This window comes from Micromonospora sp. SYSU B005 (assembly GCF_055362685.1).
In genome coordinates, this window is the sequence record NZ_JAXCFU010000010.1 from 91,473 (window position 1) to 104,649 (window position 13,177).

Consider the following 13,177-nt stretch of genomic DNA (forward strand, 5'->3'; position numbering starts at 1 on the left):
CCGATGGATTTCCCACCTTCGGCTGGGGAATACCTCGCTCCCAGATGGTGCAAGTAGTCACCGATCGGTGTGTACTTCGTGACCCCGAGTCAGCTGTGCCGTCGCCCGCCGCGCCGCGTCGAGCACCGCCACCGCGTCCGCCACCCCGGCACCCGCCGACCGGCCCTCCCGGACCAGCCCGGCGAAGTCCTCCGCCTGACGGGCCAGGGCCGCGTACATGGTGGCGTCCCCGTCGGCCGGGTCGAGGAAGGTCAGCCGCTCGTGGTCGCGGGTGCCGAAGACCTCCACCGTCGCCATGTCGCCGCCCCGGTGGTGCCGGCCGAGCGACACCAGCGCGGTGCCGCCGCCGGACAGGCCGAGCAAGGCCTGCGCGCTGTCCACGTCCCGGCCGCGTACCGCCGGGTCGGTGACCGGACCGGCCGGCTGCACCGCGAGCCGGTCGATCTCCTGCCCGGTCAGCCACCGGATCTGGTCGAACTCGTGCACGCCCATGTCCACGAAGATCCCGCCGCTACCGGTCCGGAACGCCGCCGCCGTTGGTTCGCCGTCCCACTGCGCCGCGGCCACGAACAGGATCTCGCCGAGCTCTCCGCCGGATATCCGCTCCCGCAGTCGTCGTAGCTGCGGGACGAACCGGCGCCAGTAGGCGACCTGGAACGGGATCCTGGCCGCGGCGGCCACCCGGCCCGTCTCCGCCGCCTCGGCCGGGCCGAGCCCGGCCGGCTTCTCGCACAGCACCGGCAGCCCCGCCTTGGCGGCCGCCGCGACCAGCGCGCCGTGCCGCCCGGTGGGCGCGGTCACCAGGAGACCGTCCGGCACGGCGTCCGCGAGCAGGTCCTCCACGCTCGGGTACGCCGGCAGCCCGGCGGCGGTGACCGCCTCCCGTGCCGCCGGAACCGGATCGACCACGTACCGGATCCGGACGGCCGGGTGGTCGGCCAGGGCCCGCAGGTGGTGGTGGCCCATCCGGCCCGCCCCCACCAGTGCCAGCCGGAACTCATCGCTGCCGGTCATCGTCGGTCCCCCTCTCCTCGTCGGTGTCGGTGTCGGCTTCGTCGGTGCTGTCGGCGCCGCCGCGGCTGTCGATGCCGTCGCGGCCGTCCGCGCCGTCGTCGCCCAGCCAGCCGGCCAGCGCGGCCACCACGGCCGGCGCGCCGGTGGCGAAGACCACGAACCCGTCGTGGGCCCACCGCCGGCTCACGCCGCCGGCGGCCTCGACCAGCGCGGCGCCGGCCGCGATGTCCCACGGCGCGGGGTCGAAGCTGACGAACGCGTCCAGCTCGCCGCGGGCCACCGCCGCCAGGTCACAGACCGTGGAGCCGGTGTTGCGCAGGTCGGCGACGCGGGGCGCGACGCCCACGAGCGCCTGGTACGCCCGCCGTCGCGGCCCCGGCGCGTTCGGCACCGCGAACGCCACCAGGGCGTGCCCCGGCTCGGCCTCGCGGTTCACCGCGACCGGTGCGTCGCCGTCGAGCGCGCCGTCGTCGTCGAGTACCAGGCAGGCGCCGGTGGCCGGTTGCAGCACGGTGGCCGCGACCACCCGGCCGTCGCCCACGTCGCAGCCGGTCGCCACCGCGATGCTGACCGCGTAGCGGCTCGCCCCGTGGCTGAAGTTCAGCGTGCCGTCGAGCGGGTCGACGATCCAGCGCAGGCCGGAGCAGCCGTCGCTGGCCCCGGACTCCTCGGCCAGCACGGCGTCCTGCGGCCGGTCGCGGGCGAGCAGGCCGAGGATGGCCCGCTCGCTGGCGTGGTCGGCGCTGGTCACCGGGTCCTGGGCCGCGCCGCCCTTGTGTTCGGTCTGCAAGCCCTTGCCGCGCGCCTCGCGGATCGCGTCCGCCCCGGCCCGCGCCGCGCGCAGGCTCAGGTGGCGCAGGTCGCCGGGAGCGGCACCGATGCTCATCGCGCCACCTGCGCTTCCCGCGGCGCGGCGACCCGGGCGTAGCCGCCGTCCACGAACAGCAGCGGCGGGTTCGGCCGCAGCAGACCGGCGGAGCGGACCGCGCCCATCAGCACCGCGTGGTCACCGGCCGGATTCGCGGAGACCGCCTCGCATCCGAAGTACGCCACCCCGTCGGTCAGGCGCGGGCAACCGGTCGCCCGCTCGTCGTCGTACGCCACACCCGCGAAACCCTCGGCGCCCGCAGGCCGGCCCCGGCTGGCGAACCAGGCCGCCTCCTCGCGCTGGTCGTCGCCGAGCACCGTCACCGCGAACCGGCCGGTACGCCGCACCGCGCCGAGCAGCCGGCAGTCCCGCCGCAGGCAGACCAGCAGCATCCGGGGCGACAGCGACACGGTGGTGAAGGAGTTGACTGTCATCCCCACCGGTCCGTCGGGCCCGACGGCGGTCGCCACCGCCACTCCGGTGGCGAAGCGCCCGGCCACCGAGCGGAACGCCCGTTCCTGGTCCTGTCCCTTTCCTGTGCCGGTCATCACCGTGCTCCTCTCGTCGCGCTGCCGACCAGGTCGGCGGCCCGCCGCCGGTCGGTCTTGCCGTTGGCGTTCGTGGGCAGCGTGGCCACGTGGTGGATCCGCGCCGGCACCATGTAGGCGGGCAGACGCTCCGCGCACCTGCGGGTCAGCTCGCCGGTGATCCCGGCGGCGCCGGTGTAGACCGCGCGCAGGGAGACGTCGTCGCCCGCGCCGAACGCCAGCACCACCGCGTCCTGCACCCCCGGGTGGCCGCGCAGTACCATCTCGATCTCGCCCAGCTCGATCCGGTAGCCGCGCAGCTTCACCTGGTCGTCCAGGCGGCCGTGGTGCACGAACGTGCCGTGCTCGCGCCGGACCCGGTCACCGGTGCGGTAGTACCGGCGGCCGGCGTACGTGACGAACCGGCCGTCGTCGTCGGCCGGGTCGAGGTAGCCGTCGAACCGCTGCGGCCCGTGCACGCACAGCTCGCCGTCGTCCACGCCGACGGCGCCGTCCTCGGCGCGCAGGATCGCGTCCAGCCCGGGGTGGGCGTCGCCGATCGGCACGGTGCCGTTGGAGGTGGCCGGCCAGGCCGCCGGATCCGCCGGCAGCCGGTGACCGGTGCAGGTCACGGTCAGCTCGGTGGGACCGTAGAGGTTCTCCACCACGCTGCCCGGCGCCGCCGCCGCCCACGCCCGCGCCTGCTCCAGCGTCAGCGGCTCGCCGGCGAAGAGGCTGTGCCGCAGGCCGGGCATGGCGCCGGGGGAGAGCATCCGCATCCGGCGGGCCAGCGAGACCACCGAGGGCACCGAGAACCAGTGCGTGATCCGCCGTTCGTTGACGAACCGCACCGGCGTCAGCACCTCGTCCGGCTGCGGCACCACGAGCGTGGCGCCACCGCCCCAGGCGACGAACATGTCGAACACGGACGGGTCGAAGGTGAGGTCGAAGGTCTGCGACAGCCGGTCACCAGGGCCGACCGGGTAGCGGCCCCGGCAGTACGCGAGGAACGCGTCCACGTTGCGGTGCCGGACCGGCACGCCCTTGGGCCGCCCGGTCGAGCCGGAGGTGAACAGCAGGTACGCCACGTCGTCCGGCGCCACCGGGGCGGCCGGCGGCGGGACGGCGGGCGTGCCGTCGAGCCGTACCGTCACGGCGTCGCCCGCGACCTGCGCCGCGGTCGCGGCGCCGGCGTCGTCGACCACGAGCGCGTCCACGCCCGCGTCCCGGCACTGCCGGGCGGTGCGGGCCGGTGGGAAGGCCGGGTTGAGCGGCACCACCACCGCTCCGGCGCGCAGCGCGGCCAGATATCCGGCGTACGCGGGCAGGCTGCGGGCGGCCAGCAGGCCGACCGCGCGCGGGCGGTGGCCCACCTCGGCGTGGATCCGCCCGGCGAGGCCGTCGGCGAGGTCGCGCAGCCGGCGGTAGGTCACCGGCTCTCCGCCGACCTCCAGCGCGACCGCTTCGGGCACGCGTGCCACGGTCCGCTCGAACCAGGAGTAGAGACTCACGGCGTTGCTCCCTTCACTGTGCTGTCGTCGATCGGTCTTCCGGCGCCACCGGCGCGGGACGTCGTGCTCAGGTCACCGTGCCCACGAGTTCGTCGGCGTGGTCGGCGATGCCGGCGAGCATCGTGCCGGTGGCGCCACCGGCGATGCCGAACATTGCCGCCTCGGTACGCAGCTGCGCCTCCCCGCCGTCGCGGAACGCGTCCGCGCCGCGCAGGCGCACCGCCTCGGCGGCGACCCGGTCCACGGTCTCGGCGGCGCTGACCTTGAGCAGCATCCCGGTGACCGCGGACGGGACGGCGGCCGGCGCGTCCAGCAGCAGCGCGCACAGCGCGTCGAGCTGGTGCATGGCGACCAGGCACCGGGCGTACCGCTCGCGGACCGCCGGGCGGTCCCACAGCGTGCCCGCCCCGGCCGGCCGCCGCCGCAGCCAGTCGTGCAGGCCGGTCAGCATCCGGTGGCACATCGCCCGGGCCCACAGCGCCCCGGCGACCCGTTCGACGCCGACCTGCCGGGCGAACCCGGCCAGCGCCCGGCCGGGGCGGCCCAGCACGGCGTCCGGGCCCAGCGCCACGCCGGCAAAGCGCAGGTGGCCCACGCCGGACCCGGCGAACGCCCGCCCGGCGGACTCGGCCGTCACGCCCGGCGCGGCGGCGGGCACCAGCACCCAGCAGAAGCTGGTGAAGTGCCGCGCCTCGCGGTGCCGGGCCAGCACCAGCGCCGCGTCGCAGCTCGTCGCGTTGGTGATCCAGTCCTTGCCGCCGTCCAGGACGGCGCCGTCGTCGCCGGGCTTCACCCGGGTCGTGGCGTCGAGCAGGTCCGAGCCCGACCCGGCGGCGTCGGTGACGGCGAGCGCCACCACCGTCTCGCCGCGCAGCATGCCGCGCCGCGCGGTCTCCGCCGGGCCGGTCGCGCCGGCCAGCAGCGGCAGTACGGTGGCGACCTGCACGCAGACCGACAGCGTCACGCCGAGCGGGCACCGGGCGTCCAGTTCGGTGAGCAGCGCCGACAGCCGCCGGGGGTCCGGCTGGACGCCGTCCGGGTAGAGCGCCTCGACGATCCCGGCGGCGCCCAGCGCGCGCCACACCGCGCCGGGGTCGGTGGGGTCCGCACCGGACAGGGCGGCCCGCACCGCGGCGGCGTCGTCCCCGGCCGGCGTCGGCTCAGGCAAGACGCACCCCCGGGTCGCGCAGCGACAACGCCCCGTTTGCCAGGCGCAGCCGGTCGTTGGCGTAGTTCAGCGAGGCCGAGCGCAGATCCCGGAAGGTGCGCTCCAGCGTCAGCGGCGAGTCGGTCAGGTAGCCGTGGCGCAGGCCGGTCAGCTCGACCAGCTCGTCGGCGGCGGCGAAGGACTCCTCCGCCGCCCGGATCTTCAGCGTGTTGAGCAGCAGTTGCACCGGCGCCGCCGACATGTCCGGCGCGTCGGTGACCACCGCGACGGTGTGCCGCAGCAGCGCGTGCGCCGCGTCCAGCCGGGTGCGGATGCCGGCCAGCCGCAGCAGCACCAGCTCGGAGGAGGGGGCGAACTGCCGCCGTCCCGCCTCGCTGCGGGCGTGCCGCAGCACCCGGGCGTACGCACCGGCCGCCGCCCCGATCCAGGCCGCCGACCAGCCGACGTGGGCCAGCGGCGCGAAGACCCGGGTGGCGATCTCCCGGAACCCGCCGTGCTCGCCGATGACCTGCCACTGCGGCACCGCGCCGCGCAGCCGCATCGGCACGCTGTGCGTGGCCCGCATGCCCAGCGGGCGCCACCCGCCGGTCACCTCGGTCTCCACCTGGCCCCGGTCGGCGTAGACCAGGTCCACCTGGGCGGCCGAGCCGGCCCCCGGCGCGCGGGTGGTGATGAGGAAGGCGTCCGCGTAGGGGCCGCCGGTCACGATCGGCGCCTGCCTGTCGATCAGCAGCATCTCGCCGTCGTGCTCCAGCGCCGACTCGGCGGTCAGCAGGTGCCCGCCCTTGCCGGCCTCGGTGGTGACCGAGCCGAGATACCGCTCGCCCCGGGCCACCGCCGGCAGCACCTCGGCGCGCAGCTTCTCCCCGCCGTACGCGGTGATGGCGGCGACCTGCTGGCAGTGCATGGCGAAGACCATCGCCACCGACATGTCCACCCGGCCCAGCGTCAGCGTGACGTCGACAAGGTCCGTCAGCGTGCCGCCGGCACCGCCCTCGGCGGCCGGGACCAGCAGCCCCAGCAGCCCGGTGCGGCGCATGGCGGTCAGCGCCTCGGTCGGGAAGGCGGCGTCCTCGTCGGACTGGCGGGCGTGCTCCGCAGCGACCTCGGCGACGGTCTCGACGGCCGGGGCGTACCCGGCGGTCGCGGTCATCGGGAACCACCGCCGACCGGGGCGCGCAGTTCCTCGACCACACCCCACAGCCCGCCGGCCGTGGCGAAGGTCGAGTCGACCAGCTTGTCGTCGGGCACGGCGACTCCGAACGTGTCCTCGATGGCGAACAGCAGCTCGATCTCGCGCATGGAGTCCAGGCCGAGGTCGCGCAGGCGCGACTCCTCGGTGATCTCGTCCGCGCCGGCGAACTTGAGGAACGGGCGGAGCAACTCGGTGAATTCGGCGTTCATGACGTCACCTTTCTTCTCGGGGTTCGGCAGGGGCGCCCGGCGCGTCGACCGGGTGCCGCGTCAGGGTCAGCCGGGACGTCTCGACGACGCGGTCGCCGTCGCAGACGACCTCGACCGGCGCCGGGTGGCCGAGGAAGGCCAGCAGGCTCGCCGAGAGCCCGTACGCCCCGACGTTCGGCACGGCGAGTACGTCGCCGGGCCGGACGTCGGGCAGGTTCGCGGCGCGGGCCCAGGTGTCCAGCGGTGTGCACAGCGGCCCGGCGACGATCGCGGCCTCCAGCGGCGCGCCGTCGCGTCCGTCGGCGGCGTGCAGTGCGGGCACGAGCGGCGGCAGCCGGCGCAGGCCGGACATCCCGCCGAGGTGGTTGATGCCGGACTCCAGCACTACCACCGGCGTGCCCTGCGACCGCTTGACGTCCAGCACGCGGGTCAGCAGCGTGCCGGCGGTGGCGGTGAGGAACCGCCCCGACTCGAAGGCCACCTCGGGGGTGCCGTCGCGCCAGGCGGGGAAGAGGTCGTCCAGGGCCGCGGCGACCCGGTCGGCGAGGCCGGTCAGGTCCGCGTTGTGGCCGGGCCGGGCGAACGGCGCGCCGAAGCCGCCGCCCAGGTCGAGCAGGGTCAGGTCGATGCCGAGCAGGTCCCGCAGCCGCCGGGCGGTACGCGCCGCGGCGGTGAACTGGGCCACCAGCGCGTCCACCGAGTCGACGTTGCTGCCGGTGTAGAGGTGGAATCCCCGTACCGGGGCGGACGGGCGGGAGCGGAACCGATGCGGCTCCTGTTCGATCCAGTCGGCGTCGGCGCCGAACTGCGACGCGACGCCGGTCATGGTGAGCCCCTGGCCCGGGTTGGGCACCCGGTCGTTCACGCGCAGCAGGCAGCGCACTTCGACGCCGTGCGCGGCGGCGATCCGGTCGGCCTGGTCGAGGCCGGCCGGCGAGTCGACGGAGAACCAGCGGACCCCGGCGCGTACCGCCTCGGCCACCTCGGCGTCGCGCTTGCCGGGTCCGGTGTAGAGCATGCGCTCGCCCGGCACGCCGGCCCGCAGCGCCGCTGCGAGTTCGCCCGGCGAGCAGATCTCGGCGTCGCAGCCGGCAGTGTGCAGCGCCGCGACCAGCGCCGGGTGCGGGTTGGCCTTGAGCGAGTAGAACAGCCGGCTGGGCGTGGGCAGCGCGCCGACCAGGGTGGCGTGGCTGGCGCGTACCCGGGCCAGGTCGTAGCGGTACGCCGGGGTGTCGAAGGGCAGGTCAGCCACGGTGCTCACCCGCCAGCCGGGCCAGCGCCCGCCGGTCCACCTTGCCGTTGCCGGTCAGTGGCAGGTCGGGCAGCACGACGCAGCGCGCCGGCACCTTCATCTCCTCCAGCTGTTCCCGCAGCCGGCGCAGCACGTCGGCGGGGGTCAGCGCGGCCACCACGAACAGCGTCGCGCCGTCGCGGCCGTCGGCCGGCGGCAGCACCCCGGCCGCGTCCACGCCGTCGACCCGGTACGCGGCGGCCTCCACCTCGGTGGCGCTGACCCGGGTGCCCTTCTCCTTGTAGACGTCGTCGCGGCGGCCGGCGAAGTGGACGTACCCGTCGGCGTCCACGTGACCGTGGTCGCCGGTGTGCAGTTGCGGGAACAGCCCGTGGGCGCGGCGGAAGCGTTGCGCTGTCAGTTCGGGCCGCCGCCAGTAGCCGGCCATCACGTGCGGGCCGCGTACCACCAGCTCGCCGCGGACGCCCGGTGGCTGACGCCGCCCCTCGGCGTCCACAGTGAAGATCTCGGTGCCGGGCAGCGCGCGCCCGCAGGCGCCGGGCCGGCGCAGGTCGGCGTCCGGCGGCATGATCGCCGCGCGTTTGCACTCGGTGAGGCCGAACATCAGCTGGACGGCCAGGCCGGGCAGCAGCCGGCGCAGGCCGGCCAGCACCTCCGGCGGCATGGCGGCGCCGGTGTTGGTGAGCAGGCGCAGCGGCGGGCGCGGCGCGCCGGCCCGGCCGAGCAGCCGCAGCAGGTTGATCGCGAGCGACGGTACGCAGGGCAGCACCGTGGCGCCGGACTCGACGAGGGTCGCCAGCAGGCGGCCGCCGGTGTCCCCGGGATCACCGAGGCGCAGCCGGGCACCGGCCACGGTGCTCAGGAAGATCTGGTAGAGGCCGTAGTCGAACGACGGCGGCAGCAGGACGTGCACCACGTCGTCGGGCCGGTAGCGCAGCTCCGACTGGATCGCCCGGACCGCGAACGTGACCTGGGCGTGCGTGGACACCACGGCCTTCGGCATGCCGGTGCTGCCGGAGGTGTAGATCAGGCAGACCGGGTCGACAGCCAGCGGGGCCGGACCGGCGGGCGCGCCGCCGATCGCCGCGGCACGGCGCGTTTCGGCCGCGCCGCGCACCGGGACGCCGCGGGCGCGGGACAGGCCGGTCAGGACCGGGTCGTCGGTGAGGACCAGGCCCGGCTCGGCGTCGTCGAGCACGTGGGCGAGGGCGACCTCGGGGGCCGGCGTCCGGAGGACGACGAAGACCGCGCCGGCCCGGGCGACCGCGTACAGCAGCGCCGGCAGGGTCGCGTCGGCGGGCAGCGCCACCAGCACCCGGTCGCCGCGCCGGACGCCCTGCCCGCGCAGCCAGCCGGCCAGGCGCAGGCTGTCGGCCCGGACCTGACGGTACGTGAACTCGACGGTCCCGTCCCCGGCGGCGGGCGCGTCGGGTCGCGTGTCGGCGGTGCGGTCCAGCAGGTCGTGCAGCAGTTCGGTACTCATCGGGCACCTCCGGTGGCGGCGCCGAACATGGCGCACAGGGAGCCGACGTCGCGCAGGTCGGCCGCGGACAGCGCGGTGGCCGGCACCTCGACGCCGAGCCGGCGTTCGACCCGGTCGATGACGTCGACCAGCCGGAACGAGTCGAAGCCGGGTAGTTCCCGGAGCACGTCGGTGGTGCGCAGGGTCGAGCCGTCCAGGTCCAGGGTGTCGCCGAGCGCGCCGAGCACCGCCGCGCGTACGCCGTCGTCACCGGCCCTCTCCGGCGCGGGCCGCGCGGTGTCGTCGCCGGTCCCGGCCGCCGGTCCGGCGATCGACTCCAGCGCGGCCAGGTGGTCGGCGATCAGCTCGCCGAGCGTGTCCGCAAGTTCCGGCGCGGCCGGCCGGCCCGCCTGGGCCCGCCGCAGTGCCACGTAGCTGCGCGTGGCGAGCTGCTGCCAGCGCGCGGCCTGCCCGGCCAGCGCGGCGGCGGCCTCCGGCGCGACCACGGCGAGCCAGCGTTCGTGCAGGTCGCGGGCGCGGGCCAGCAGCCAGACGTCGAGGACGAAGCGGTGCAGCCCGGCCACCGTGTCCAGGGCGGCGCCGGTACGGGCCAGGTAGCCGTCGATCTCCGCACGGGCCCGGCCGGCCCGGGCGGCGTTGCCGGCGAGCATGGCCGGTACGTCGATCTCCGGGGCCGGGTGCGCCGTCACCGCCAGGGTGTGCGCGCCGCCGGCCAGCGCCGTGTCGAACGCGGCGGCGGGCAGCCGCCACACGCCGGGACGCGCAGGACCCCAGGCGGTGTCGTTGTGGTAGGCGTCGACCACTGTGACCTCGTCCGGCGCGGCGGCCGTGACGAGGAAGCTGTGCCGCATGTGCTCGTGTTCGTGGTACGGGCACCAGGGCAGGTCGTACGCGTCGGCGGTGACGTAGAGCGGCTGGCCCGGGGCGGACAGCCGGCGCACCTGCGGGCCGTCGAGCTGCATCCACCGGCCCTCCACCCGCAGGCCCAGCAGGTCGACCGCCTCGGCGGCCCGGTCGTCCGAGGTCGCCTCGACGGTGACCAGGCCGTCCTTGTCCCGGGTGTGGAACCCGAACCGGGCGCCGAGGGCGAGGTGGCTGCCGGACCCGTTCGCGTGGTCGGCCAGCAGTGCGAAGCTCGTCTGGAGACAGTCCAGCGCGGTCGCGTGCAGACCGGTCAGGATCGGTGTCCACACCGGATCCGTGCTCGGCCGGTCCGGCGCGTTCGGGACGTGGTGGGACATGGGGGACTCCTCGTTGCGGATACGTGGGGCGGGGCCGCCGGCGCGGTGGGTGCCGCGCCGGCGGCCGGTACGAAGGTCAGCTGTCGGTGCGGCCGTCCAGCCCGTTGGCCCAGGTGGCGAGCGCCTGCGCCTGCTCGGCGAGCGCGTGCTCGTCGGTGCCGATCGGGTCCTTGAAGAAGAACCCCAGCTCCTCGATCGGACCGACGTGCCCGGCCCGGTGCGCCGCGGCGGTCAGCCGGGCCAGGTCGAGCACCAGCGGGGCGGCCAGCGTGGAGTCCACCCCGCTCCAGGTCAGCTGCATGGACATCCGGACGCCGAGGAAGCCCTCGAACGAGACGTGGTCCCAGGCGGTCTTGTGGTCGCCCAGGTCCGGCACGTTGTCGATGTGCAGCGGGGCGGTGACGTCCTCACCGAGCAGCGCGGGCAGCACGCCCGACTTCGAGCTGAGCTTGCTGCGGGCGTTGCGCGGGTCCTCCAGCGTCGCGCCGTCACCGCCGCCGAGCAGGTTCACCCCGGCCCAGGAGAGCACGTGCAGGGCGCGGCTGGTGAACATCGGCGCCAGGGCGGTACGCAGCAGCGTCTCCCCGGTCTTGCCGTCGGAGCCGGCGAACGGCACGCGCTCCCGCTGCGCCATCATCTCCAGCGCGGGCAGCCGGGCCCCGGTGGACGGGGTGAAGTCGACGAAGCCGCAACCGGCCTGGAACGCCGCGTACGCGACCACCGAGCTGGCCGGCAGCGCCTTGTCGTCCGGGTCGGCCATGGCGCGGGTCAGCGCGTCCAGGTCGTCGTACTCGGGCCGGTGGTCGGCCGGCGGCTCGGTCGAGGAGACGTTGATGACGACGACCCGGGACAGCCCGTGGCGGCTGCGGAACTCCTCGATGTCGCCGGCCAGCCGATCGACCACCTCGGCCAGCGGCGCGGTCTCGGTACGCGCGTCGTACCCGGTGCGCAGGTTCTGCTCGACCTCGGGCAGACTGCCGCGCACGGCGGCCAGCACCGGCGCCGGGATGACCCCGGAGTCGACGAGCGACTCGGCCTTCTTCTCCAGCGGCGTGTCGACGATGTCGTGCCCGCCGACCACCATGTCGTTCCAGCTCGCCAGCGGCGCGTCGCGCAGCATGCCGGTGTCGGTGACGCAGCCGGTCGAGTCGGCCATGCCGGCGCGCAGCGCCAGCAGACCGGTGATCGCGGTGGTGGCGACCGAACCGCGGGCGCCGTTGAGCCACACGCCGACGGGCGCGTCCGTGTCGGGGGACGGGGCGTGCGAGGTCTCGCGTTGGGTGACGGTCACGGGAAGACTCCTTCTCTGGTGCGCCGGGACGGCGCGGTTCAGCGGGTGAGCACCTTGGTGACGGCTGCGGCGATGTCCTCCATGTCCTGTTCGGTGCCGAGGAAGGTGCTGTGGTGTGTCTGGACGGTGTGGGCGGCGAGCCACTCGGTGTTGGGGTACGTGCGCTCCCGGTGGATCGCCGCGAAGCGTTCGGCCAGCGGCGCGAGCAGCGGCTTCGTCCACGGCTGGAGCAGCCGGCTGCGGTGCAGCGGCTCGTCGGTGCAGTAGAACCGCCGGCCAAGTTCGGCGGTGAGCGCGGCGGCCACGGCGGCGTTGTCCATGCCGGCCGGCAGCTCGTCGAAGACGATCGTGCCCTCGTAGATCGAGATGCGCGTCTGGCCCGGCGCCGGTTGCAGCAGCCGTACCCCGTCGACGCCGGCCAGCAGCTCGCCGAGCAGCCGGTAGTGGTGGTTGCGCACGTCGTGCTGCTCGTCCAGGGTGGTCAGCTGGGCGCAGGCCACCGCGGCGGAGAACTCGTTCAGGCAGAAGTTGGCGCCCTGCACACCGGCGCTCTCCTCCAGGTCCAGCTCGCCGGCCGGCGTCCGGTCGCCGCGGTAGCGGCGCGAGTCGGCCCGCAGTTCCTCGAGCACCGGCGCCAGCGTGTCGTCGTCGGTCACCACGGCCCCGCCCTCACCGCAGGTGAGCACCTTGCCGTGCTGGAAGCTGAAGCAGCCGAGCCGGCCGAGCGAGCCGGCCTGGCGGCCCTGCCAGGTGGCGCCGTGGGCCTGCGCGCAGTCCTCCACGACGGAGATGCCGCGCGGCCGGGTGACCGCGTCGAGCGCCGGCACGTCGGCCATGTTGGAGGCCCAGTGCACGGCGACCACGGCGCGCGGGTCCACCGACAGGTCGATGTCGTCCGGCCCGACGCAACCGGTGTCCCGGTCGACGTCGACGAGCACCGGGACCAGGCCGGCGCGTAGCGCGGCGGTCGCGGAGGCGGTCCAGGTCAGCGCCGGGACGAGCACCGTCTCGCCGTAGCCGAGGCCGAGTGACTCCAGGGCCACCACCAGGGCGCTGGAGCCGTGGTCGACGGGCACGCAGTGGCGGGTGCCGACGTAGCGGGCGAAGTCGGCGGCGAAGCGGCGCTCGAACAGGGCGGTGCCGCCGACCGACGGGCTGCTGATCGCCCATCGGCCGCCGGTCAGCACCGCGGCGAGGTTGCCGGCGGCGTCCGGCGCCGGGATCGGCCAGCGTGGCCACGGACGGTCGGGCGGGCGGACCGGCCGGCCACCGTCCACGGCGAGCCGCCGGTCGAGAGGAATGGAGGTCGTCATGTCCTCGACCTTGATGCCCGTCGATACATCAGCGGTACACACGCGGTAGCCGGCCCGGCCGGCGCCGTGTATCGGCGTTGTATCCGGGTGGTCGAACCTCGGGAC

Annotated in this window: 12 protein-coding genes; all 12 read right to left on the reverse strand. The window is 75.5% G+C overall.

Annotated features, from left to right (window positions below; genetic code table 11):
* Positions 1-57: 57 nt before the first annotated feature.
* Positions 58-1,014: a Gfo/Idh/MocA family protein gene (locus SM452_RS22225; RefSeq protein ID WP_463840599.1), complete on the reverse strand. Its 957-nt coding sequence runs from the start codon at positions 1,012-1,014 to the stop codon at positions 58-60.
* Positions 998-1,900, reverse strand: coding sequence for an inositol monophosphatase family protein (locus tag SM452_RS22230; RefSeq protein ID WP_262014252.1), 903 nt, complete (start codon positions 1,898-1,900; stop codon positions 998-1,000). Before SM452_RS22230 ends, SM452_RS22225 begins: the two co-directional genes overlap by 17 nt.
* Positions 1,897-2,430, reverse strand: a complete 534-nt coding sequence (locus SM452_RS22235; protein ID WP_262014253.1) for a flavin reductase family protein — start codon at positions 2,428-2,430, stop codon at positions 1,897-1,899. The genes SM452_RS22230 and SM452_RS22235 overlap by 4 nt, the downstream gene beginning before the upstream one ends.
* Positions 2,430-3,920 carry an amino acid adenylation domain-containing protein gene (locus SM452_RS22240; protein ID WP_463840600.1) on the reverse strand — a complete coding sequence of 497 codons (1,491 nt, stop codon included), beginning with the start codon at positions 3,918-3,920 and terminating at the stop codon, positions 2,430-2,432. The genes SM452_RS22235 and SM452_RS22240 overlap by 1 nt, the downstream gene beginning before the upstream one ends.
* A gap of 67 nt (positions 3,921-3,987) precedes the next feature.
* Entirely contained in the window at positions 3,988-5,088 is a 1,101-nt protein-coding gene (locus SM452_RS22245) for an acyl-CoA dehydrogenase family protein (protein WP_463840601.1), read from the reverse strand.
* The gene (locus tag SM452_RS22250; protein WP_463840602.1) at positions 5,081-6,241 is read right to left on the reverse strand and encodes an acyl-CoA dehydrogenase family protein; all 1,161 of its coding nucleotides are present in this window, start codon (positions 6,239-6,241) and stop codon (positions 5,081-5,083) included. Before SM452_RS22250 ends, SM452_RS22245 begins: the two co-directional genes overlap by 8 nt.
* Positions 6,238-6,492 carry a phosphopantetheine-binding protein gene (locus SM452_RS22255; RefSeq protein ID WP_135239575.1) on the reverse strand — a complete coding sequence of 85 codons (255 nt, stop codon included), beginning with the start codon at positions 6,490-6,492 and terminating at the stop codon, positions 6,238-6,240. Before SM452_RS22255 ends, SM452_RS22250 begins: the two co-directional genes overlap by 4 nt.
* Before the next feature lie 4 nt (positions 6,493-6,496).
* Positions 6,497-7,744: a type III PLP-dependent enzyme domain-containing protein gene (locus tag SM452_RS22260; RefSeq protein WP_262014257.1), complete on the reverse strand. Its 1,248-nt coding sequence runs from the start codon at positions 7,742-7,744 to the stop codon at positions 6,497-6,499.
* On the reverse strand, positions 7,737-9,227 hold the full coding sequence (locus tag SM452_RS22265; protein WP_355510619.1) for a class I adenylate-forming enzyme family protein: 1,491 nt from the start codon (positions 9,225-9,227) through the stop codon (positions 7,737-7,739). The genes SM452_RS22260 and SM452_RS22265 overlap by 8 nt, the downstream gene beginning before the upstream one ends.
* A complete protein-coding gene (locus SM452_RS22270; protein ID WP_463840603.1) occupies positions 9,224-10,468 on the reverse strand; it encodes an acyl carrier protein in 1,245 nt (414 codons plus the stop codon). The genes SM452_RS22265 and SM452_RS22270 overlap by 4 nt, the downstream gene beginning before the upstream one ends.
* 76 nt (positions 10,469-10,544) lie before the next feature.
* Positions 10,545-11,759, reverse strand: a complete 1,215-nt coding sequence (locus SM452_RS22275) for an inositol-3-phosphate synthase (RefSeq protein ID WP_194799946.1) — start codon at positions 11,757-11,759, stop codon at positions 10,545-10,547.
* A gap of 38 nt (positions 11,760-11,797) precedes the next feature.
* The gene (locus SM452_RS22280) at positions 11,798-13,072 is read right to left on the reverse strand and encodes a DegT/DnrJ/EryC1/StrS family aminotransferase (protein WP_463840604.1); all 1,275 of its coding nucleotides are present in this window, start codon (positions 13,070-13,072) and stop codon (positions 11,798-11,800) included.
* Between the last annotated feature and the right edge of the window lie 105 nt (positions 13,073-13,177).